Raw genomic sequence first — 21,013 nt, forward strand, 5'->3', positions numbered from 1 at the left:
GACAGGAGTTTCATGACCACCGCCCCCTGGCGCGACCCCGGCCTGCCCGCCGCCACCCGCGTCGACGACCTCCTCTCCCGGATGACCCTCGCGGAGAAGACCGCCCAGCTGTACGGCGTGTGGGTGGGCGCCGAGACGGACGGCGACGGGGTCGCCCCGCTCCAGAGCGAGATGACCGCCGACTACGACTGGGACGAGCTGATCACCCAGGGCCTCGGTCAGCTGACCCGCCCCTTCGGCACCGCGCCGGTGGACCCGGCGCTGGGCGCGCAGGCACTGGCCCGCGCCCAGCGCCGTATCGCCTCGGCGGGCCGCTTCGGCATCCCGGCGCTCGCCCACGAGGAGTGCCTGGCGGGCTTCACCGCCTGGCAGGCCACCGCCTACCCGGTCCCCCTCGCCTGGGGCGCGAGCTTCGACCCGCCGCTCGTCGAGGAGATGGCCCGGCACATCGGCCAGGACCTGCGCGCGGTGGGCGTCCACCAGGGGCTCGCCCCGGTCCTGGACGTCGTCCGCGATCCGCGCTGGGGCCGGGTGGAGGAGACCATCGGCGAGGACCCGTACCTGGTCGGCACGGTCGGTGCCGCCTATGTCCGGGGCCTGGAGTCGACCGGGATCGTCGCCACCCTCAAGCACTTCGCCGGATACGCCTCCTCGGCGGGCGCCCGCAATCACGCCCCGGTGCGGGCGGGCGCCCGGGAGCTCGCCGACGTGACGCTGCCGCCGTTCGAGATGGCGCTGCGCGAGGGCGGGGCGCGCTCGGTGATGGCGGCGTACAACGAGACGGACGGTGTGCCGGCCTCGGCCGACCCCGGACTGCTCACCGAACTCCTGCGCGAGCGCTGGGGGTTCACCGGCACGGTGGTCGCCGACTACTTCGGCGTCGGCTTCCTCCAGTCGCAGCATCGAGTCGCCGGCACCGAGGCGGAGGCGGCCCACGCGGCGCTCGCGGCGGGCCTCGACGTCGAACTGCCCACCCTGAAGTGCTACGGCACACCCCTCCTCGAGGCCGTCCGGGCGGGTCAGATCCCCGAGGAGCTGATCGACCGCGCGGCCCGCCGGGTGCTGCTCCAGAAGTGCGAACTGGGCCTGCTCGACGAGGACTGGACCCCCGAGCCGACCGGCCGCATCGACCTGGACTCCACGGCGAACCGCGCTTTGGCCCGCCGGTTGGCCGAGGAGTCGGTGGTCCTGCTGGACAACCCCGACGGCGTGCTCCCGCTCTCCCCCGACCTGCGGATCGCCGTGGTCGGCCCGAGGGCGGCGGACGCGCTGGCGATGCTCGGCTGCTACTCCTTCCCCTCGCACGTCCTGACCCATCACCCGGCCGTCCCGACGGGCATCGAGATCCCGACCGTCCTTCAGGCGCTGCGCACCGAACTCCCCGACGCCAAGGTGACGTTCGCGGCCGGCTGCGACACCTCCGACCCCGACCGGTCCGGCTTCGCGGAGGCGGTCGCGCGGGCGTCCGAGGCGGATGTGTGCGTGGCGGTCCTGGGCGACCGGGCGGGCCTGTTCGGCCGGGGCACCTCGGGCGAGGGCTGCGATGTGACGGACCTGCGACTGCCCGGGGTGCAGGGCGAGTTGCTGGACACCCTGATCGCCACCGGCGTGCCCGTCGTGCTGGTGCTGCTGACCGGCCGGCCTTACGCGCTGGGCCGCTGGAACGGCCGGCTCGCCGCAGCGGTCCAGGCGTTCTTCCCCGGCGAGGAGGGCGGCCCGGCGGTCGCCGGGGTCCTGTCGGGCCGCGTCAACCCCTCGGGCCGGCTCCCGGTGAGCGTCCCGCAGGTGCCCGGCGGCCAGCCCTGGACCTACCTCCAACCGCCCCTGGGCCTCGCGGGCGAGGTCAGCAACCTGGACCCGACACCGCTGTACCCGTTCGGGCACGGGCGCGCGTACACGACGTTCACCTGGGAGTCGGAGTCGACCGGCGCGGAGATCGGCACGGACGGCTCGTACGACATGTCGGTGACCGTCCGCAACACCGGCGAGCGGGCGGGCGCCGAGGTCGTCCAGCTGTATCTGCACGACCCGGTGGCGTCGGTGACCCGCCCCGACATGCGCCTGATCGGCTACCAGCGCGTGGAGTTGGCGCCCGGCGAGGCGGCACGGGTGACCTTGCGTTTCCACGCGGACCTGTCGTCCTTCACCGATCGTTCACTCCGCCGGATCGTCGAACCGGGCATCCTGGAGCTGCGGTTGGCGGCGTCCAGCGCGGACGTACGGCACACGGCCCGGCTCGAACTCACCGGACCGGTACGGGTGCTGGGCCCCGACCGCGTGTTGCGCTGCGAGACGGAGGTGTCGGGACCGGCCTGACCCCTCCACGCCTGGGGGAGGCTCGCCATGGACCGATACGTCCACCATGAACTGAGGTCCGTGTACACCGCGTCGGCGGCACTCGCCGTCGCCGTGGCGGTGACGACCGGTGTGCGCGGCACCCCGATGACGGCCTTCGGGCTGGGCCGGTTCCTCCTGTGCGTGGTCGGCTTCACCGTGGTGTACACCCTGCTCGGGGCGACCCGGCTCAAGTGGGTCGGCGAGATACGGGACTACGAGGCCGCGGTGCCCCTGGAGGCGGCGCCGGAGAACGCCGTCTCCCTGCGCCGCCACCCTCTCAACTGGTGGCTGTTCACCGCCATGGTGGTCCCGACCGTGGTCTTCGCCATCGCCTGGGAGCCCTGGATCGCGCTGCTCCCCCTGTGGTGGGTGCTCGCCTGGTCCGGCCAGGCCTGGCTGGCCGCCGACTGGGAGCGCAGGCACGGCAGGATCCTGTGGCGGGGCCACGACGAGGACGCCCCGTGGAAGCTGTCGTACTCCCCCGGCCCGGCCCGCCGAGAGACCACGTCGGCGTAGGCCCGCACCAGGCCTTCCGGCTGCTCGGCCGAGGCCCGTTGTCAGTGGCGCCGCCTAGATTCCGCCCATGGAAGCGACCCTCCCGCCCTCCCTGCCGCCGGGCAGGATCATCGAGTCGTACGGCTGCTCGGCGCGGCTGGTGTGGATGAGCGACGGCAAGCTGCCGGACGCGGACGCGTGGTGGCGGCGGCTCTACGCGCAGCGGGCCCGGACCGGGCTGTACCGCGTGCTGCTGGAGTACTGCGAGGACTGGTACGAGCCCACCTGGCCCCCGCGCGTCCCGGTGGACGTGGCCGCGTACCTCCGCGACCTGTGGGAGCCCCGCTCCTGGCCCACGTTCCCGCACTGGCCGGGCCTGGCCGTACCGGCCGCGACGGGGCTCGACCCGGGTGCGTGCGCGGCGGAGGTCGCCACCGGCGTCGTACGCGAGGACTGGGCCCGCTGTCTGGCCCTGGTGGAGGTCGAGCGAGGCACCGACGCGCCGGCCGCCCTCCACTGGCCGCCCGTCGACGACGCGCTGACGGCGCTGCTCCACTCCTGGGAGGACCGCTTCGGCGCCCAGGTCGTGGCCCTGACCCACGGCGGGCTGTTCGTCTCGGCGGCCAATCCCCCGAAGGACCTGCACGAGGCCCACGTCCTGGCCGGCGAGCACTACCTGGCCTGCCCCGACGTCTTCCACAACAGCTTCGACGACTGGGAGAACACCTACCCGCGGGAACTGATGACCCGGCGGGAGTGGTACTTCTGGTGGGACTGAGCCCCCGCCCCCGCTAGGACTCCACCGACTCGAACCGCCACCGGTGCACCGTCCGGGTCACCAACTCCCCGTCCGGTTCCGGGAGTTCGGGCAGGTCGGCGTCGAGGGTCGCGTCCCACCAGGTGATGACCAGCACCCGGTCCTGCGGCGCCCGGAAGGTCTCCCGGCGCAGCGGCGCGGGCGTGAGCCGCTGTTCCCGCGCCCAGGCCAGCAAGTGCTCGCCCCGCCCGTCGACCGCCCGCGCCTCCCACATCAACGCGACCGTCACGAGTACAGGTTCTCCTTGCTGACCTCGTGCACATGGTCGTGGCCGGGCACGTGCGGGTCCGTCACCGGCAGCGAGGAGTCCGCCGACAGGTCCCAGCTGGAGGCGGGCCGGTTCCGGGCCACCATCTCGGCGCCCAGGGCCGCGACCATCGCCCCGTTGTCCGTGCACAGCTTCGGCCGCGGCACCCGCAACCGGATGCCGGCCGCCTCGCAGCGCTCCTGGGCGAGCACCCGCAGCCGGGAGTTGGCGGCCACGCCGCCGCCGATCATCAGGTGGTCGACGCCCTCGTCCTTGCAGGCCCGTACCGCCTTGCGGGTCAGCACGTCCACGACCGCCTCCTGGAAGGACGCCGCCACGTCCCGCACCGGCACCTCCTCGCCCGCCGCACGCCTGGCCTCGATCCAGCGCGCGACCGCGGTCTTCAGTCCGGAGAAGGAGAAGTCGTACGCCGGGTCGCGCGGCCCGGTCAGACCGCGCGGGAACGCGATCGCCGAGGGGTCGCCCTCCTTGGCGTACCGGTCGATGACCGGCCCGCCCGGGAAGCCGAGGTTCAGCACGCGGGCGATCTTGTCGAAGGCCTCGCCGGCCGCGTCGTCGATGGTCGCGCCCATGGGCCGCACATCGGAGGTGATGTCGCTCGACAGCAGCAGGGAGGAGTGGCCCCCGGACACCAGCAGCGCCATCGTCGGCTCCGGCAGCGCGCCGTGCTCCAGCTGGTCCACGCAGATGTGGGAGGCGAGGTGGTTGACGCCGTAGAGCGGCTTGCCGAGGGCGTAGGCGTACGCCTTGGCGGCCGATACGCCGACCAGCAGGGCGCCCGCGAGACCGGGACCGGCGGTCACGGCGATGCCGTCCAGGTCCTTCGCGCTCACCCCCGCCTCCTTCAGTGCCCGGTCGATGGTCGGCACCATCGCCTCCAGGTGCGCCCGGGAGGCGACCTCGGGCACGACTCCGCCGAAGCGGGCGTGCTCGTCGACACTGGAGGCGATCGCGTCGGCGAGCAGGGTGGTACCGCGGACGATGCCGACGCCGGTCTCGTCGCAGGAGGTCTCGATCCCCAGGACCAGGGGTTCGTCAGCCATTGATCTCGGTTCCTTGTTCGGAGGTCGGTCCGGCGGCGGGGCCGCTGTCGGACCGCGTGTTGAGGCGCATCACCAGGGCGTCGACGTTGCCCGGCTGGTAGTAGCCGCGCCGGAAGCCGATCGCCTCGAAGCCGTACCGCTCGTACAGCTTCTGCGCGCGGATGTTGTCGATCCGGCACTCCAGCATCACTTCGCCGCACTCGAAGGCGGTGGCCGCCCGGAGCAGTTCGGTCAGCAGCAGTCCGCCGAGCCCGGTGCCCCAGTGGTCCCGGGCGACGGCGATCGTCTGCACGTCCGCCAGGTCCCCGGACGCGGCGAGCCCGGCGTACCCGACGAGCCGCCCGCCGTCCTCGGCGACGACATAGCGCCGGGTCGCCGCGGCGCCGCGCGCGTGGGCCAGCTCGGACCAGAACATGCCCCTGGACCAGGCGTCCTCGGGGAAGAGGTCCTTCTCCAGCTCCAGTACGGGATCGATGTCCCACCAGCGCATCTCGCGCAGCACGGAGGTCACTTGGGGGTGACCACCTTGTAGTTCTTCGGCACCTGGGCGTCGGGCCGGCGCAGGTACAACGGCCGTGGGGCGGGCAGTTCCTCGCCGGCCGCCAGCCGCTCGGCGGCCAGCGCGGCCAGCGCGGCGGCCGAGACGTGCTCGGGCGCGTGCGCGTGCGGGAAGGTGTCGGGGTACAGCAGCGCACCGGCGCCGACGGCGGGCAGGCCCGCGACCTGGTCGGCGATCTCGGCGGGCCGGTCGACGGCCGGGTCGGTCAACCGGGTGCGGGAGTCGGCGTAGCGCGCCCAGTAGACCTCCTTGCGCCGCGCGTCGGTCGCCACGACGAAGGGGCCCTCGTCGAGGTCGGCGGCGTAGGCGAGTCCGTCGAGCGTGCACACGCCGTGCACGGGGACGCCGAGCGCGAGCCCGAAGGTCTCGGCGGTCATCAGTCCGACGCGCAGCCCGGTGTAGGGCCCGGGTCCGGTCCCGACGACGACGTCGGTGACGGCGTCGAGCTTCAGCCCGGCCTCGGCGAGGACGCGGTCGACGGCCGGCAGCAGCAGCTCGCCGTGCCGGCGCGCGTCCACCTGACTGAAGGAGGCGATGACGTCTGTGCCGTCGTGCAGCGCGACGGTCACGGCGGGGGTGGCGGTATCCAGAGCGAGCAAGAGCACGCAAACAGCCTACGGCTCCCGCGGCGCGCGCATCGCCGCTCCGGTCGGTCCGGGGGCAACTGCTAACGTCACGGAAGATCACGCCCAAACGAGAACAAGGTGGACGACCGTGCCAAGCACCAGCGCCGGGATCGTGACCGGGCTCACCGCGGCCGCGCTCGTGACCGTCGGGGTCCTCGCCTACCAGGCCTCGGCCACCGTCCCGGCCTCGCTGGGCACCTCACGGCAGAGCGAGCGGCCCACGGCGTTCGTCTCGAAGGCGCCGCGCGACACCCGGCACCCCGCCGCCCTGCCCGAGGGGTCCGGAAAGGGTGAACGGGTCGTGTACTCGGTGGACGACGACCGGGTCTGGCTGGTCGGCGCGGGCGGCGAGGTGCGGCGCACCTTCAAGGTGACCCCCGGCACGGTGGACCCGGAGCCGGGCTCCTACTACGTCACGTCCCGCTCGAACACGGTCACCGGCACCGACGGCATCGCCGTCGAGCACGTCGTCCGCTTCACCGCCGTCGGCGGTGTCACCGTCGGTTTCAGCGCGGCCGTCGACGGCTCGCCCCGGCCACCCGACCCGACCACCCGCACCGGCGGCATCCGCGAGTCCCGCCAGGACGGCGACGCGATGTGGGACTTCGCGACGATCGGCCAGAAGGTGATCGTGATCCGCTAGACCCGGCGCGGCCGGGCGGGAATGGCGCCCGGGTCTCCTAGGCCGCTTCGCGGTGTTCGGTGACGCGTGGCGGGAGGGTCTCGCGGTCCGGGACGCGCGGGGGCGTGGAGATCGCGTGCGCCGCGGCGCACGCCGCCAGCAGGTCGCGCATGGGCACCGCGGTCACCGCGCGCGGTACCGGCTCGTGTCGTTCCGTGGCCGACATGGACGCCTCCTGAGGATCCGGGGGCGGACGTAGTTAGGTAGACCTAACTACGAACTGGGTACCATGTGACCACGCGCACGACCGCGAACGCAATATCTTGCCGACGTCTTGTCGGAATATTCATCCGCGCCTCACGGACAGCGCCTCAGGCGGACAGCGCGCCCAGGTCGACGCCCGCCCAGCGCTCCCCCAGACCGGTCAGGGTCACCTGCCGCACCTCGTCGGTGGTGTCGCCCACGGCACGGTGGATCCAGACCTGGAGCCGGTCCTCGGTGAGCTCCTCGACCTTGCCCTCGCCCCACTCCACGACGATCACCGAGTCGGGCAGCGAGACGTCGAGGTCGAGGTCCTCCATCTCGTCGAGCCCGCCGCCGAGCCGGTACGCGTCGACGTGGACGAGCGGCGGACCGTCGCCGAGGGACGGGTGCACCCGGGCGATGACGAAGGTCGGCGAGGTGACGGCGCCCCGGACCCCGAGCCCCTCACCGAGACCGCGGGTCAGCGTCGTCTTGCCCGCGCCGAGCTCCCCGCTGAGCATCACGAGGTCCCCGGCGCGCAGCAGCTTGGCCAGCTTCAGGCCCAGCTCGCGCATCTGCTCGGGGGAGGTGACGGTCAGCTCGGTCTCAACCGGGTTGTGCGGTGCTGCTGGTGCTTCCATAGCCACCCACGGTAGCCCCTGCGGGCACGGCACCCGCGCGGGTGAGGAGGTCCGCGAGACGGTCGGTGACCGCTTCCGGGTGCTCCAGCATCACCAGGTGCCCGGCGTCCGGCACGAGCACCAGTTCGGCGTCCGGCAGCAGCCCGGCGATCGCCTCGCTGTGCTCGCTGGGTGTGACGAGGTCCCCGATCCCCGCGAGCACCAGCACCGGCAGGTCCCGGAAGCAGGCGAGCGCTTCGGTCTTGTCGTGGTCGGTGAACGCCGGGTAGAACTCGGCGACCACGTCGATCGGCGTGCCCTCGATCATCCGCTCGGCGAACCGGGCGACGGCCGGGTCGACGTCCCGGCTCGCGAACGAGTACCGCTTGATGATCCCGGCGAACAGGTCGGCGGTGGCCTGCCGCCCCTTCTCCACCAGGTCCGCCCGCTGCCCCAGCGCCTTCAGCACGCCCGGCAGGATCCGCCGGACGGCGTTCACCCCCGCGACGGGCAGCCCGAAGTTGACCTCGCCGAGCCGCCCCGACGAGGTGCCGACGAGGGCCACGGCGACCACCCGGTCACGGATCAGCTCGGGGTACTGGTCGGCGAGCGCCATCACGGTCATCCCGCCCATGGAGTGCCCGACGAGCACGATCGGCCCCTCGGGCGCGGCGGCGTCGATGACGGCCTTCAGATCGCGCCCCAGCTGCTCGATGGTGACCGGCACGTCGTCCCGCACCTGCTGCACCCCGCGCGCGGACCGGCCGTGGCTGCGCTGGTCCCAGTGCACGGTCCGCACGACCCCGCGCAGCGCGGCCCGCTGGAAGTGCCAGGAGTCCTGGCTGAGGCAGTAGCCGTGGCTGAAGACGACGGTGACGGGCAGCGGGGCCTTGCGCCCGAACAGCCGGCGCCGCCGAGGCGCCGAGCCGCCCTCCGGCTCCACCTCGTCGACCTCGTAGTACAGCTCGGTGCCGTCGTCGGCGACCGCCTTGCCGGGCGTCCCGCGCAGCGCGCCGTACGGTCCCGCCGCGTCGAGCGCGAGCCGCGCCTTGCGGCGCATGCCGCGTCCCACGGTCATCCGCTCCAGGGCGACACCGGCCGCCGCGCCGGCGGCGACCACGCCTATCGCGGTGCCCGCGATGCCGGTCGCCCTGCGCCAGCTCCCGGCCGCCCCCGTGACGGAGGCCACGGCCACGACAGCCTCCGCGCTGCTCTCGCTCACGTACCGCTCCCTCTCCGCCGGACTACGACAGGACCGCACGACCTCAGGCCTACACGACCGCGGTCGCTTGCTGCTGGGGCGGTTACCCCGTCAGTCCCTCGTTCACGTAGACGCGCGGGACACGGCTTCCGATCCGGGTCACGATCTCGTACGCGATGGTCCCGGCCGCCTGGGCCCAGTCCTCGGCGGTGGGCTCACCGCGGTCACCGGGGCCGAAGAGGATCGCCTCCGAGCCGACGGCGGGCTCGTCGCCGCCCAGGTCGACGACGAACTGGTCCATCGCGATCCGTCCCGCGACGGTCCGCCACTTGCCGCCGACCAGGACGGGCCCGGTGCCGGAGGCATGGCGCGGGACGCCGTCCGCGTAGCCGACGGGCACGAGCCCGAGGGTGGTCTCGCCGGGGGTGACGTAGTGATGGCCGTAACTCACGCCGTGTCCGCCGGGGACCCGTTTGACCAGGGCCACCGACGCGCTCAGCGTCATCACCGGGCGCAGCCCGAACTCCTGCGGGGCACCCACCTCGGGGCTGGGCGAGATGCCGTAGACGGCGACCCCGGTGCGCACCAGGTCGAAGTGCGCCTCGGGGAGGGTGAGCGTGGCCGGCGAGTTGGCGATGTGCCGCACCTCGGGGCGGACCCCGGCTCCCTCGGCGTGCGCGAGCATCTCCCGGAACAGGGTGAGCTGGGCGGCGATGGAGGGATGCCCGGGCTCGTCGGCGCAGGCGAGGTGCGACCACAGCCCGGTGACCCGGAGCAGGCCCTCCTCCTCGGCGCGCAGGGCGTGGGCGACCAGTTCGGCCCAGTCGTCCCCCGGCTGGCAGCCGTTGCGCCCGAGGCCGGTGTCGGCCTTGAGCTGCACGCGCGCGGGGCGCGAGGCGCCCCGGGCGGCCGCGACGACCTCCTCCAGGGCCCACATCCCGCTGACGGAGACGTCGAGATCGGCCTCGATGGCCTCCCGCCACGGCCCGCCGGGCGTCCACAGCCAGCACATCACGCGCCCGGTGATGCCGTGGGCGCGCAGCTCCAGCGCCTCCTCCGGGGTGGCCGTGCCCAACCAGGTCGCCCCCGCCTCGACGGCCGCGCGGGCACACGGGACCGCCCCGTGGCCGTACGCGTCGGACTTGACCACGGCCATCAGGGCCGCGCCCGGCGCGAGGGCGCGCAGGGTCCGCACGTTGGCCCGCAGGGCGGCCAGATCGATCTCGGCGCGTGCGCGCGGGTGCGTGCCGCGCGGGGCAGGTGTCTCACTCATGGCGTCCCCAGTCTCTCAGAGGGGCGGGGCGGCCCTTCCGGACGCCTACGTCCCGGCTCGTCGCCCCCAGACGTAGACCCGGTCGCCCTGCTTGAGCACGCCCCACAGCTTCCGCGCGTCGCCGAGCCGCAGGTTGACGCAGCCCATCGAGCCGACGGTGGTGAAGATGCTGCCGTAGACGGCGTGGAAGGCCTGTCCGCCGCTGAAGAACTGCGCGTAGGGCATGGGCTGGTGGTAGAGGGTGGAGACGTGGTTCTTGTGCCGCCAGTAGATCTTGAACCACCCGGCACGGGTCCGGTACCCGGCCCGCCCGCTGCGCATGGGCACCGGCCCGAAGACGACCTTCTTGCCCTTCTGCACCCAGGTGATCTGCCGGTTCTGGTCGACGCAGGCGACGCGGTAGGTGCGCTCGGGGCACTTCTTGGCGGCGTTGGGGTTCTTGCGCGCCGACAGGTACTGCATGCGCGACCAGGTGACGAACCCGGCGAATCCGATGGCCGGCTTGATCTTCTGCTCGCGCTGGAAGGCCCGGATGACCTTGCAGTCCGCCTTGGACTGCTTGCCGTCCGCCGTCAGCTTCAGCCACTTCTCCACCTGCCGCTGGAACGGCCCGGTGGACTTGGTGCACGAGACCCGGGCGACGGCGTCGGCGAGCGGCACGTACTCGACGAGGTCGTACGTTCCCGGGGCGGCCTCGGCGGGCTCGACGGCGTCCTCCTCGGCGGTCGGCGTGTACACCTTCGGCGCCAGCACCTGGTCCGGGGTGTCGGTCTGCCAGGGCTGGTAGACCCCGGGGACCAGCTGGGCCTCGGGGCCGCGGGTGGGCGGCGCCGGGTCGGCGACGGCACTTCCGGCGGGGAGCGCGGTGGCGGCGGCGAGCAGAACGGCCACACCTCGGTACGCGATACGTCTGCTGATCATGCGATCAGAGAAACGCGGACGCGGAGGACACCGGGGGTGCCGCGCGGAGGGGTCACCCTTATTGCCGAGCACCCCACGCCTGACGGGGCGCGGTGTTGGGGGAACGGCCGGGAGGCCCGGCGCGCCCAGACCCTGCGGTCACGCGGAGGGGTCACCCCTTTGCCGAGCACCCCACGCCTGACCGCGCACGGTGTTGGGGGCGGACCGCCGGAGGCCCCGCGCGCCCAGACCCCGCGGTCACGCGGAGGCACCCCTATGACCGAGCACCCCACGCCTCCCCCCGCCCGGCGTCGGAGGGACCCCGGGAGACCCCGAGCGCCCAGATCCTGCCGGCGCCGGCGGAACCACCGGGAGGCCCCGCGCACCCAGCCCCGGCCGTCACGCGGAGGCACCCCTGTGGCCAAGCACCCCACGCCTGCCCCCGCCCGGCGTCGGAGGGACCCCGGGCGCCCAGACCCTGCCCTCACGCGGAGGGGCCCCCTTGCCGAGCAACTCACGCCTCACCCCGCCCGGTGTCGCAGGAACCGCTGGGACACCCGCGCGCCCAGACCCCGCCGTCACGCGGAGGGTGCACCCCTATTGCCGAGCACCCCACGCCTCACCCCGCCCAGCGCCGGAGGAACCACCGGGAAACCCCGCGCACCCAAACCCCGCCACCCCACGAAGGCCCCGCCTCACCCCACCCGGTGTCGCAGGAACCACCGCCAGACCCCCCACGGCGGCCGGGAACGAACCGGCAGACCTGGCTAGCCCGCCCGCACATCCCGCCACGCCCCCCGGATCCCGTCCGCCACGTCGTGCGCCCCCACCGGCGCCCCCCGCGCCGCGAGCCGTCCCGCCAGTCCGTGCAGGTACGCCGCCACGCTCCCCGCGTCCAGCGCCGTGAGCCCCGCCGCCAGCAGGGACCCCGCGAGCCCCGACAACACGTCCCCGCTCCCCGCGGTGGCCAGCCACGGCGTGCCGGTCGGATTCACCCGCACCGCACCGCCCCCGCAGTCCGCGACCAGCGTCGTCGACCCCTTGAGCAGCACCGTCGCCTCGTACCGCCCCGCCAGTTCCCGTACCGACTCCAGCCGGGCCGCCTCGACCTCCTCCCGCGCCACTCCCAGCAGCGCCGCCGCCTCCCCGGCATGGGGCGTCATCAGGGTGGGCGCGTTCCGCCGCCGCACGGCGTCGACGTCCGCCAGCCGCAGCCCGTCGGCGTCGATCAGCACCGGCACGTCCGCGTCCAGCACCTCCGCCACGCTCGCCGAGTCGTCCCCCACCCCGGGGCCCACGACCCAGGCCTGCACCCGCCCGGCCTTCCCGGGTCCCCGGTCCGACACGAGCGTCTCGGGAAAGCGGGCGATGACCGCGTCCCCGGCGGGCCCGACGTACCGCACGGCACCGGCCCCGCCCCGCAGCGCCCCGGCCACGGCGAGCACGGCCGCGCCCGGATAGCGCGCGGACCCGGCGGCGATGCCCACGACCCCGCGCCGGTACTTGTCGCTCTCCCCGCCCGGCACCGGCAGCAGCCGGGCGACGTCCGCGTGCTGCAAGGCCTCCAGCTCGGCCTCCGCGGGCAGCGCCAGCCCGATGTCGACGAGCCGCACGGACCCGGCGTACTCCCGCGCCGGGTCCACCAGCAGCCCCGGCTTGTGCGTGCCGAAGGTGACGGTGAGGTCGGCGTGGATCGCGGCGCCCCGCACCTCGCCCGTGTCGGCGTCGACCCCGCTGGGCAGGTCGACGGCGACGACGGCGGCCCGGGACGCCTCGGCCGCGGAGGCCAGCGCGGCGGCGTCCGGCCGGAGCCCGCCCCTGCCACCGATCCCGACGACGCCGTCGAGGACGAGGTCGGCCCGCTCGATCAGAGCCTCCGCGCCGCCGGCACCGGTCACCGCGCCGCCCGCCCGCCGCAGCGCCGCCAGGCCACCGGCATGGGCCCGCTCGGGCGTCAGCAGCACCGCGGTGACCCCGGCGCCCCGCCGGGCCAGCCGGGCCCCGGCGTAGAGCGCGTCCCCGCCGTTGTCCCCGCTGCCGACCAGCAGCACGATCCGCCGCCCGTACACCCGGCCGAGCAGATCGGCGCAGGCCGCGGCCAGCCCCGCCGCCGCCCGCTGCATCAACGCCCCCTCCGGCAACCGCGCCATGAGCTCCCGCTCGGCTGCCCTGACCGTCTCCACGCTGTACGCAGTACGCATGGCTCCGAGTCTCCCCCGTGCGTGACGAACCTCGCCGCAGCCATTGACGCTTTACCGCGCCTTTGCCAAACTCCCCCACCCCCATGGTGAATCGATTCAGTCGAATGGATTCGACGACAGGACGGACCCCCATGCGCAGCAGAGCCGCAACGATCGCCGGCATCGCAGCCGGCGCCCTCCTCGCCACCGGCGTCACCGCGACCACCGCCCCCGAGGCCGCCGCGGCGGCCTGCGGCGAGGGCTCCTACCAGGCCGAGGCCGTCCTCAGCGGCGGCACCTGGACCGCCCGCCGCGGCGGCACGACCGTCCACACCGGCACGGACCTGCGCGCCGCGGTCCAGGCCGCGGTCAACAGCCTGACCGCCGGCCGCACCGCCAAGGAGCGCGTCGTCGTCCGCGGCTCGGGCTCGATGTCCGCCGGCTCCCGTATCTCCCTGCCGAGCTACACGGTCCTCGACGTCTGCGGGACCATCAATGTCACCGGCACCGGCAGCGGCGACCAGGCCCCGGTCTACTCCCGCGGCACCCGTGACATCGAGGTCCAGCACCTCACTCTCACCGGCAGCCCGCTCTACGGCGTCTTCCTGCGCAACGTCCAGAACGTCGTCCTCGGCCAACTGGACATGCGCCTGTCGGCGGGGCTCGGCGTCCGGATCGACAACCGCGGCGACACCAGCCAGTGGACGCGCAACGTCCGCATCGACAACGCCTACGTCTCCGGCGCCTCCAGCCACGCGGTGGAGACCTACGGCGTGGACGGCCTCACCGTCGGCACGGTGACGGCCCGCAATGTCGGCGAGTCCGGGCTGCTGCTCAACCAGACCGTCAACGCCACGGTGACGAAGGTCGACGCGGAGAACGCCGGGACCGGGACCGGGTACGCGGCCTTCCGCATGGCCAACCGCAACGGACGCGTGGGCAGCGCCTACCCGACCAACATCCGGGTCGGCGAGGTCGTCGCGCGCGGCGGCGGCCGGGGCGTGTTCTGCGTCTCCGAGAGCGGTGGGGCCGTCATCGACAAGGTCACCCTGACCAACACCGGCAACAACTCGGTGCTGATCGAGAACTGCTACAACGTCACCCTCGCCGCCCAGGGCGGCACCATCACCGGCGGCGGTGAACTGCGGCTCGCGGCCCGCTCGGAGTTCCCGAACAACGACACCATCACCGTGCAGAACCTGACGGTGACGAACTCCTCGATCCGCGAGAGCCCGTGCGGCACCAACACGACGTTCCGCAACATCATCCGGGTCAACACGACCCAGTCCATCTGCTGACGCGCCGCGGAGCGCTCAGCCCTCCGCGACGACCACCGCCGAGGCCACCCCGGCGTCGTGACTGAGCGACACGTGCCAGGACCGCACCCCCAGCGCGGCCGCCCGCGCCGCGACCGTCCCGGTGACCCGGAGGCGGGGCTGCCCGCTGTCCTCGACGTAGACCTCGGCGTCGGTCCAGAGCAGCCCGGCGGGCGCGCCCAGCGCCTTGGCGAGCGCCTCCTTCGCGGCGAACCGCGCCGCGAGCGAGGCGATCCCCCGGCGCTCCCCGCTGGGCAGCAGCAACTCGCTGTCGAGGAACAGCCGTCGCGCCATCGCGGGGGTGCGTTCCAGCGACGCCGCGAACCGCTCGATCTCCGCCACGTCGATCCCGACGCCGATGATGCTCATGCGCAGCACCCTATGACCACGCCCGGGACGCCGGTCGCCTACTCCACCGTCACCGACTTGGCCAGGTTCCGCGGCTGGTCCACCTCGTTGCCCCGGGCGGTGGCCAGCTCGCACGCGAAGACCTGCAAGGGCACGGTGGCCACCAGCGGCTGGAGCAGCGTGGGCGTGGCCGGGATCCGGATCAGGTGGTCGGCGTACGGCACCACCGCCTCGTCCCCCTCCTCCGCGATCACGATGGTGCGGGCGCCCCGGGCCCGGATCTCCTGGATGTTGGACACGATCTTGTCGTGCAGCACGGACCGGCCGCGCGGTGACGGCACGACCACCACCACCGGCAGGTCCTCCTCGATCAGCGCGATCGGCCCGTGCTTCAGCTCGCCCGCCGCGAAGCCCTCGGCGTGCATGTAGGCGAGCTCCTTCAGCTTCAGCGCGCCCTCCAGCGCCACCGGATATCCCACGTGCCGCCCCAGGAAGAGCACCGTGTCCTTCGCCGCCAGCGACCTGGCCAGCGCCCGGACCGGCTCCATCGTCTCCAGCACCCGCTCGACCTCGCCGGAGATCTGCGACAGGTCCCGGATCACGTCGGAGATCTCGTCGCCCCACTTGGTGCCCCGCACCTGGCCCAGGTAGAGGGCGACCAGATAGCAGGCCACCAGCTGGGTCAGGAACGCCTTGGTCGAGGCGACCGCCACCTCGGGCCCGGCGTGCGTGTAGAGCACCGCGTCCGACTCCCGGGGGATCGTCGAACCGTTGGTGTTGCAGATCGCCAGCACCTTCGAGCCCTGCTCCCGCGCGTGCCGGAGCGCCATCAGGGTGTCCATGGTCTCGCCGGACTGCGAGATGGCGATCACCAGCGACCGCGCGCCGAGGATCGGGTCCCGGTAGCGGAACTCGCTCGCCAGCTCCACCTCGCAGGGGATCCGCGTCCAGTGCTCGATGGCGTACTTGGCGATGAGCCCGGCGTGGAAGGCCGTACCGCACGCCACGATCACGACCTTGTCCACCTCGCGCAGCTCGGACGCGCTGATCCGCACCTCGTCCAGCGTGAGGGAACCGGCCGCGTCGATGCGGCCCAGCAGGGTGTCCGCGACCGCCTTCGGCTGCTCGGCGATCTCCTTGAGCATGAAGTAGTCGTAGCCGCCCTTCTCCGCGGCGGACGCGTCCCAGTCCACGTGGTACGACCTGACGTCCGCCGGACGGCCGTCGAAGCCTGTCACCGTCACCCCGTCCCGGCGCAGCTCCACCACCTGGTCCTGGCCCAGCTCGACCGCCGACCGGGTGTGCGCGATGAAGGCCGCCACGTCGGAGGCGAGGAAGGCCTCCCCCTCACCGACGCCCACCACCAGCGGCGAGTTCCGCCGCGCCCCCACCACCACGTCCGGCTCGTCCGCGTGCACCGCGACCAGCGTGAACGCGCCCTCCAGGCGCCGGCACACCAGCCGCATCGCCTCCGCGAGGTCACCCGTCACGGAGAACTCCTCCGCCAGCAGATGCGCGACGACCTCCGTGTCCGTCTCGGAGGACAGCACATGCCCGCGCTCCGTCAGCTCGGCCCGCAGCACGGCGAAGTTCTCGATGATCCCGTTGTGGACGACCGCGACCCGGCCCGCGTTGTCCAGGTGGGGGTGGGCGTTGCCGTCCGTCGGACCGCCGTGGGTGGCCCAGCGGGTGTGCCCGATGCCCGTACCGCCCGTCGGCAGCGGCCGGTCCACCAGTTCCTTCTCCAGGTTGACCAGCTTGCCCGCCTTCTTCGCGGCCGCCAGCCCTCCGTCCGCCGGCACGGCGACCCCCGCCGAGTCGTACCCCCGGTACTCCAGCCGCTTGAGTCCGGCCATCACGACTTCGAGTGCCGACTGCGACCCCACGTAACCCACGATTCCGCACATGCGCCGCAGCCTAGAGGCGATCTCCCGCCCGAACAGCGCCCGAATCGGCCTCAGCCTGCCCGAATTCGGAAATTCCCACGGCTGTACGACCGTCCGCGCGCCCCGACCCGGCCGCCGCGTGACGGACCCCACCCACCATCGCGTTCAAACTCCGTTAACAATGGACTGTGATCTCTCCGGTCTCCTCGATGCCCCGGAGCACCCACCGGCAGAAGCCGGAGGTGACTCCCTATGTCGACCTCACCCGTGCCGAGTGGAGCGCGCTGCGTGACAAGACGCCGCTGCCGCTCACCGCCGAGGAGGTCGAGAAGCTGCGCGGCCTCGGTGATGTCATCGACCTCGACGAGGTGCGTGACGTCTACCTCCCGCTGTCCCGGCTCCTCAACCTCTACGTCGGCGCCACGGACGGCCTCAGAGGAGCGCTGAACACCTTCCTCGGCGAGCAGGGCGCCCAGTCGGGCACCCCCTTCGTCATAGGGGTCGCGGGTTCGGTGGCCGGCGGCAAGTCCACCGTCGCCCGGCTCCTTCAGGCCCTGCTCTCCCGCTGGCCCGAGCACCCGCGCGTGGAGCGCGTGACGACGGACGGCTTCCTGCTGCCGACCAAGGAGCTCAAGGCCCGCGGCCTGATGTCGAGGAAGGGCTTCCCGGAGTCGTACGACCGCCGGGCGCTGACCCGTTTCGTCGCCGACATCAAGGCCGGCAAGGACGAGGTGACGGCACCCGTCTACTCGCACCTGATCTACGACATCGTCCCGGACGAGCGGCTCGTGGTCCGCCGCCCGGACATCCTGATCGTCGAGGGCCTGAACGTCCTCCAGCCCGCCCTGCCCGGCAAGGACGGCCGCACCCGCGTCGCCCTCGCCGACTACTTCGACTTCAGCGTGTACATCGACGCCAGCCCCGAGGACGTCGAGCGCTGGTACCTCAACCGCTTCAAGAAGCTGCGGCAGACGGCCTTCCAGAACCCCGACTCCTACTTCCGCAAGTGGACGCAGGTGTCCGAGGAGGAGGCCCTGGACTACGCCCGGACTCAGTGGGACACCATCAACCGGCCCAACCTGATCGAGAACATCGCCCCCACCCGCGGCCGCGCCACCCTCGTCGTCCGCAAGGGCCCGGACCACAAGGTCCAGCGTCTGCGCCTGCGCAAGCTGTGAACTGCCGTGCCGGGGCTGTTAGAAAGGCACCATGCTGCATCTGCGCCTGATCACCCCGGCCGAGAAGACGGACGCCGTGGTCGGCCTCATCGAGAAGACGGTCGGCACCACACACCTGGTCGTCCTGCCGGGCGCCGCCCGCAACCCCTCGGGGGACGTGGTGATGTGCGACGTGGCCCGTGAGGCGGGCGACGAACTCATCGGCGCGCTACGGGAGTCGGGCCTCGACGAGACGGGCTCCATCGCCGTGGAGAACATCGACCTGTCGCTGTCGAAGCGGGCCGACAAGGCCGAGAAGGACGCCCCCGGCGAGGGCGCGGACGCGGTGCTGTGGGAGCAACTGACCGACGCCACCCACGAGGAGTCGACGCTCTCCGTCACCTACCTCGCCTTCATCACCCTGGCCACGACGATCGCGGCCTGCGGTGTGGTCCTCGACAACGCGATCCTGATCGTGGGTGCCATGGCGGTCGGCCCGGAGTTCGGCCCCCTCGCCGCCTTCAGCACGGCGATCGTGCGGCGCCACCCCCGCCTGGCGCTGCGCTCGCTGATCGCGCTGCTCGTCGGGTTCGTGGTGGCGATGGTGGTGACGGTGGGCTTCAGCTATTTCATGGACGCGGTGGACCTGTTCAGCACCGGGCAGTTGAAGGCCGAGCGCCCCAACACCAACTTCATCTACCGGCCCGACTGGTTCTCGTTCGTCGTGGCCGTCCTCGCCGGCTGCGCGGGCACCCTCTCCCTGACCTCGGCCAAGTCGGGCGCCCTGGTCGGCGTCGCCATCTCGGTCACCACGGTCCCGGCCGCCGCGAACGCCGCCGTGGCCTTCAGCTTCAGCCAGTACAAGCAGGCCTGGGGCTCGACGGAACAACTCCTGCTGAACCTGCTGGGGATCGTCCTGGCAGGCACCCTGACCCTGCTCTTCCAGAAGTGGCTCTGGCGCAGACCTGCCTAGGGGCGCGGGGCGCGGGGAACCGCGCGACCAGCCACGGCGACCCCGCGGCCCGCGACGCGCACGCGTCCCCGCCCCCTACCCGGCACGTCAGCCCAGCGCCGACTTCACCGCATCGGCCAACCGCCCGGCCACCGACCGGGCCTGGTCGATGTCGGCCGCCTCGACCATGACCCGCACGAGCGGCTCGGTCCCGGACGGCCGCAGCAACACCCGCCCGGTCGCCCCGAGTTCCCGCTCCGCGTCGGCCACCGCGGCGGCGAGTTCCGCGGAGGTCCCCACCCGGGAACGATCCACGTCGGGCACGTTGATGAGCACCTGCGGCAGCCGCTCCATCACCGACGCCAGCTCCCGCAGGGACCGCCCGGTCTGTGCGACCCGCGCCGCGAGCATGAGCCCCGTCAGCGTCCCGTCACCCGTGGTCGCGTGGTCGAGGATGATCACGTGCCCGGACTGCTCGCCGCCCAGCGCGTACCCGTGCTCCTTCATCGACTCCAGCACATACCGGTCGCCGACCGCGGTCTGGACGAGCTGGAGCCCCTCCCGCTCCATCGCCAGCTTGAAGCCCAGGTTCGACATGACCGTGGCGACCACGGTGTCCGACCGCAGCGCGGAACGCTCCCGCATCGCCAGCGCGAGGACGGCCATGATCTGGTCGCCGTCCACCTCGTCGCCGGTGTGGTCCACGGCGAGGCACCGGTCGGCGTCCCCGTCGTGCGCGATGCCGAAGTCGGCCCCGTGCTCGACGACCGCGGCCTTGAGCAGACCGAGGTGGGTGGAGCCGCAGCCGTCGTTGATGTTGAGCCCGTCGGGCGAGGCACCGATGGTGATCACCTCGGCGCCGGCCCGGGTGAACGCCTCCGGCGACACCCGCGCCGCGGCACCGTGCGCCTCGTCGAGGACGATCTTCAGCCCGTCGAGCCGGTTCGGCAGGACGGCGATGAGGTGGGCGACGTACTGGTCGAAGCCCTCCAGGTACTCACGCACCCGCCCGACGCCCGCGCCCGTCGGCCGGTCCCAGGGCTCGCCGTGGCGGTGGGACTGGTAGACCGACTCGATGCGCTCCTCCAGCTCGTCGTCGAGCTTGTGCCCGCCGCGGGCGAGGAACTTGATGCCGTTGTCGGGCATGGCGTTGTGGCTGGCGGACAGCATGACGCCGAGGTCGGCGCCGAGGACACCGGTGAGATAGGCGACGGCCGGCGTCGGCAGGACGCCGACGCGCAGCACGTCGACACCGGCGCTCGCGAGACCGGCGACCACCGCGGCCTCCAGGAACTCCCCGGACGCGCGCGGGTCCCGTCCGACCACCGCTGTCGGCCGGTGGCCCGCGAACGTACCCGCCTCGGCCAGTACGTGGGCAGCCGCGACCGACAGACCCAGCGCCATCTCGGCCGTCAGGTCCGCGTTGGCGACGCCGCGCACGCCGTCCGTGCCGAAGAGTCGTCCCACTTGTCCTCCAGATAGAGCGTCATTACTCGGAGATCATCCGATCGCACAAGCCTGAGAGCATCTTGTGCCGTTATACGCCTCGGCCTGTGATAAACGAACGCCCCGGCGGCACTGTGGCGTGCCGCCGGGGCGTTCGGACGTACCGCTGAAGTGCGAGTACGAAGTGCAGGCAGCGAAGCTTAGCGCTTGCTGTACTGCGGGGCCTTGCGGGCCTTCTTGAGACCGGCCTTCTTGCGCTCGACCGCGCGGTCGTCGCGGCGGAGGAAGCCGGCCTTCTTGAGGGCGCCACGGTTGTTGTCGACGTCGGCCTCGTTCAGCGCGCGGGCGACACCGAGACGGAGCGCACCGGCCTGGCCGGAGACACCGCCACCGGCGATGCGGGCGATGACGTCGTAGCGTCCCTCGAGCTCGAGCACCTTGAAGGGCTCGTTGACTTCCTGCTGGTGCACCTTGTTCGGGAAGTAGTCCTCGAGGGTGCGACCGTTGATCTTCCACTTGCCGGTGCCCGGGACGATCCGGACGCGGGCGATGGCGTTCTTGCGACGGCCCAGGCCGGCGGCCGGCTGCGGGTCGCCGAAGCGGGAGGCCATGGACTCGGAGGTGTACTCGCCCTCGACGGGGACGTCCGACTCCGTGGTGTAGCTGTCGATGTCAAGCTCTTCGAGCGGCTGCTCGGCAGTGGTCTCGGCCACGATGCTCCTCA

The 21,013-nt window shown here is 72.8% G+C and carries 21 protein-coding genes; 7 read left to right on the forward strand and 14 right to left on the reverse strand.

All coding sequences use genetic code 11. From position 1 onward, the window contains the following. Positions 1-12: 12 nt before the first annotated feature. The 3 genes from ACH41F_RS32500 to ACH41F_RS32510 all read left to right on the forward strand — a co-directional run bounded on the left by ACH41F_RS32500 (position 13) and on the right by ACH41F_RS32510 (position 3,610). The gene (locus ACH41F_RS32500; RefSeq protein WP_398838710.1) at positions 13-2,316 is read left to right on the forward strand and encodes a glycoside hydrolase family 3 N-terminal domain-containing protein; all 2,304 of its coding nucleotides are present in this window, start codon (positions 13-15) and stop codon (positions 2,314-2,316) included. A 27-nt stretch (positions 2,317-2,343) separates the two neighbouring features. Next, positions 2,344-2,853, forward strand: coding sequence for a hypothetical protein (locus ACH41F_RS32505; RefSeq protein WP_398838711.1), 510 nt, complete (start codon positions 2,344-2,346; stop codon positions 2,851-2,853). A 67-nt stretch (positions 2,854-2,920) separates the two neighbouring features. Continuing rightward, on the forward strand, positions 2,921-3,610 hold the full coding sequence (locus ACH41F_RS32510; RefSeq protein WP_398838713.1) for a DUF4253 domain-containing protein: 690 nt from the start codon (positions 2,921-2,923) through the stop codon (positions 3,608-3,610). Positions 3,611-3,623: 13 nt separating this feature from the next. Here ACH41F_RS32510 and ACH41F_RS32515 read toward each other — a convergent pair whose 3' ends face one another. Genes ACH41F_RS32515 through tsaB form a run of 4 tightly spaced genes read right to left on the reverse strand, consistent with a single transcriptional unit; the run spans position 3,624 to position 6,124 of the window. Next, positions 3,624-3,878 (reverse strand): hypothetical protein, encoded by a 255-nt coding sequence (locus tag ACH41F_RS32515; protein ID WP_398838715.1) that lies wholly within the window; start codon positions 3,876-3,878, stop codon positions 3,624-3,626. Continuing rightward, positions 3,875-4,960, reverse strand: a complete 1,086-nt coding sequence (gene tsaD / locus ACH41F_RS32520) for a tRNA (adenosine(37)-N6)-threonylcarbamoyltransferase complex transferase subunit TsaD (RefSeq protein WP_391234475.1) — start codon at positions 4,958-4,960, stop codon at positions 3,875-3,877. The genes ACH41F_RS32515 and tsaD overlap by 4 nt, the downstream gene beginning before the upstream one ends. Next, positions 4,953-5,450: a ribosomal protein S18-alanine N-acetyltransferase gene (gene rimI, locus ACH41F_RS32525; RefSeq protein WP_398838758.1), complete on the reverse strand. Its 498-nt coding sequence runs from the start codon at positions 5,448-5,450 to the stop codon at positions 4,953-4,955. The genes tsaD and rimI overlap by 8 nt, the downstream gene beginning before the upstream one ends. 17 nt (positions 5,451-5,467) lie before the next feature. Next, on the reverse strand, positions 5,468-6,124 hold the full coding sequence (tsaB, locus tag ACH41F_RS32530) for a tRNA (adenosine(37)-N6)-threonylcarbamoyltransferase complex dimerization subunit type 1 TsaB (protein ID WP_391234473.1): 657 nt from the start codon (positions 6,122-6,124) through the stop codon (positions 5,468-5,470). 109 nt (positions 6,125-6,233) lie between these two features. Here tsaB and ACH41F_RS32535 point away from each other — a divergent pair, with 109 nt between their 5' ends. After that, positions 6,234-6,788, forward strand: coding sequence for a hypothetical protein (locus tag ACH41F_RS32535; protein WP_398838717.1), 555 nt, complete (start codon positions 6,234-6,236; stop codon positions 6,786-6,788). Between the two features lie 37 nt (positions 6,789-6,825). Here the strand turns inward: ACH41F_RS32535 and ACH41F_RS32540 are convergent, their stop codons facing one another. From ACH41F_RS32540 to ACH41F_RS32565, 6 genes are all read right to left on the reverse strand, one after another. Further along, the gene (locus tag ACH41F_RS32540; protein ID WP_391234469.1) at positions 6,826-6,993 is read right to left on the reverse strand and encodes a hypothetical protein; all 168 of its coding nucleotides are present in this window, start codon (positions 6,991-6,993) and stop codon (positions 6,826-6,828) included. 145 nt (positions 6,994-7,138) lie between these two features. Beyond that, positions 7,139-7,651 carry a tRNA (adenosine(37)-N6)-threonylcarbamoyltransferase complex ATPase subunit type 1 TsaE gene (gene tsaE / locus ACH41F_RS32545; protein WP_398838718.1) on the reverse strand — a complete coding sequence of 171 codons (513 nt, stop codon included), beginning with the start codon at positions 7,649-7,651 and terminating at the stop codon, positions 7,139-7,141. After that, positions 7,617-8,852 carry an alpha/beta fold hydrolase gene (locus tag ACH41F_RS32550; RefSeq protein ID WP_391234465.1) on the reverse strand — a complete coding sequence of 412 codons (1,236 nt, stop codon included), beginning with the start codon at positions 8,850-8,852 and terminating at the stop codon, positions 7,617-7,619. The genes tsaE and ACH41F_RS32550 overlap by 35 nt, the downstream gene beginning before the upstream one ends. Positions 8,853-8,934: 82 nt before the next feature. Then, the gene (gene alr, locus ACH41F_RS32555) at positions 8,935-10,104 is read right to left on the reverse strand and encodes an alanine racemase (protein WP_391234463.1); all 1,170 of its coding nucleotides are present in this window, start codon (positions 10,102-10,104) and stop codon (positions 8,935-8,937) included. A 45-nt stretch (positions 10,105-10,149) separates the two neighbouring features. Further along, positions 10,150-11,025, reverse strand: coding sequence for a L,D-transpeptidase family protein (locus tag ACH41F_RS32560; RefSeq protein WP_391234461.1), 876 nt, complete (start codon positions 11,023-11,025; stop codon positions 10,150-10,152). Between the two features lie 746 nt (positions 11,026-11,771). Next, a complete protein-coding gene (locus ACH41F_RS32565) occupies positions 11,772-13,205 on the reverse strand; it encodes an NAD(P)H-hydrate dehydratase (protein ID WP_398838721.1) in 1,434 nt (477 codons plus the stop codon). A gap of 131 nt (positions 13,206-13,336) precedes the next feature. Between ACH41F_RS32565 and ACH41F_RS32570 the strand changes: the two genes are divergently transcribed. Continuing rightward, positions 13,337-14,482 (forward strand): hypothetical protein, encoded by a 1,146-nt coding sequence (locus tag ACH41F_RS32570; protein ID WP_398838723.1) that lies wholly within the window; start codon positions 13,337-13,339, stop codon positions 14,480-14,482. A 15-nt stretch (positions 14,483-14,497) separates the two neighbouring features. Here ACH41F_RS32570 and ACH41F_RS32575 read toward each other — a convergent pair whose 3' ends face one another. Both ACH41F_RS32575 and glmS read right to left on the reverse strand, forming a co-directional pair. After that, positions 14,498-14,869, reverse strand: a complete 372-nt coding sequence (locus ACH41F_RS32575) for a holo-ACP synthase (RefSeq protein ID WP_391234455.1) — start codon at positions 14,867-14,869, stop codon at positions 14,498-14,500. A gap of 38 nt (positions 14,870-14,907) precedes the next feature. Beyond that, positions 14,908-16,755 carry a glutamine--fructose-6-phosphate transaminase (isomerizing) gene (gene glmS / locus ACH41F_RS32580; RefSeq protein ID WP_391234453.1) on the reverse strand — a complete coding sequence of 616 codons (1,848 nt, stop codon included), beginning with the start codon at positions 16,753-16,755 and terminating at the stop codon, positions 14,908-14,910. A gap of 188 nt (positions 16,756-16,943) precedes the next feature. On the opposite strand from glmS, the gene coaA reads away from it, so the two are divergent. Then, a complete protein-coding gene (gene coaA, locus ACH41F_RS32585; protein ID WP_391234451.1) occupies positions 16,944-17,912 on the forward strand; it encodes a type I pantothenate kinase in 969 nt (322 codons plus the stop codon). A gap of 31 nt (positions 17,913-17,943) precedes the next feature. Next, a complete protein-coding gene (locus tag ACH41F_RS32590) occupies positions 17,944-18,864 on the forward strand; it encodes a DUF389 domain-containing protein (RefSeq protein WP_391234449.1) in 921 nt (306 codons plus the stop codon). 87 nt (positions 18,865-18,951) lie between these two features. Here ACH41F_RS32590 and glmM read toward each other — a convergent pair whose 3' ends face one another. After that, on the reverse strand, positions 18,952-20,310 hold the full coding sequence (gene glmM, locus ACH41F_RS32595; protein WP_391234447.1) for a phosphoglucosamine mutase: 1,359 nt from the start codon (positions 20,308-20,310) through the stop codon (positions 18,952-18,954). 179 nt (positions 20,311-20,489) lie between these two features. Further along, complete coding sequence (rpsI, locus tag ACH41F_RS32600; protein ID WP_391234445.1) at positions 20,490-21,002, reverse strand: 30S ribosomal protein S9; 513 nt, start codon at positions 21,000-21,002, stop codon at positions 20,490-20,492. Between the last annotated feature and the right edge of the window lie 11 nt (positions 21,003-21,013).

The organism is Streptomyces sp. NPDC020489, assembly GCF_044386545.1.
In the GTDB taxonomy this organism is placed as follows: Bacteria; Actinomycetota; Actinomycetes; order Streptomycetales; family Streptomycetaceae; genus Streptomyces.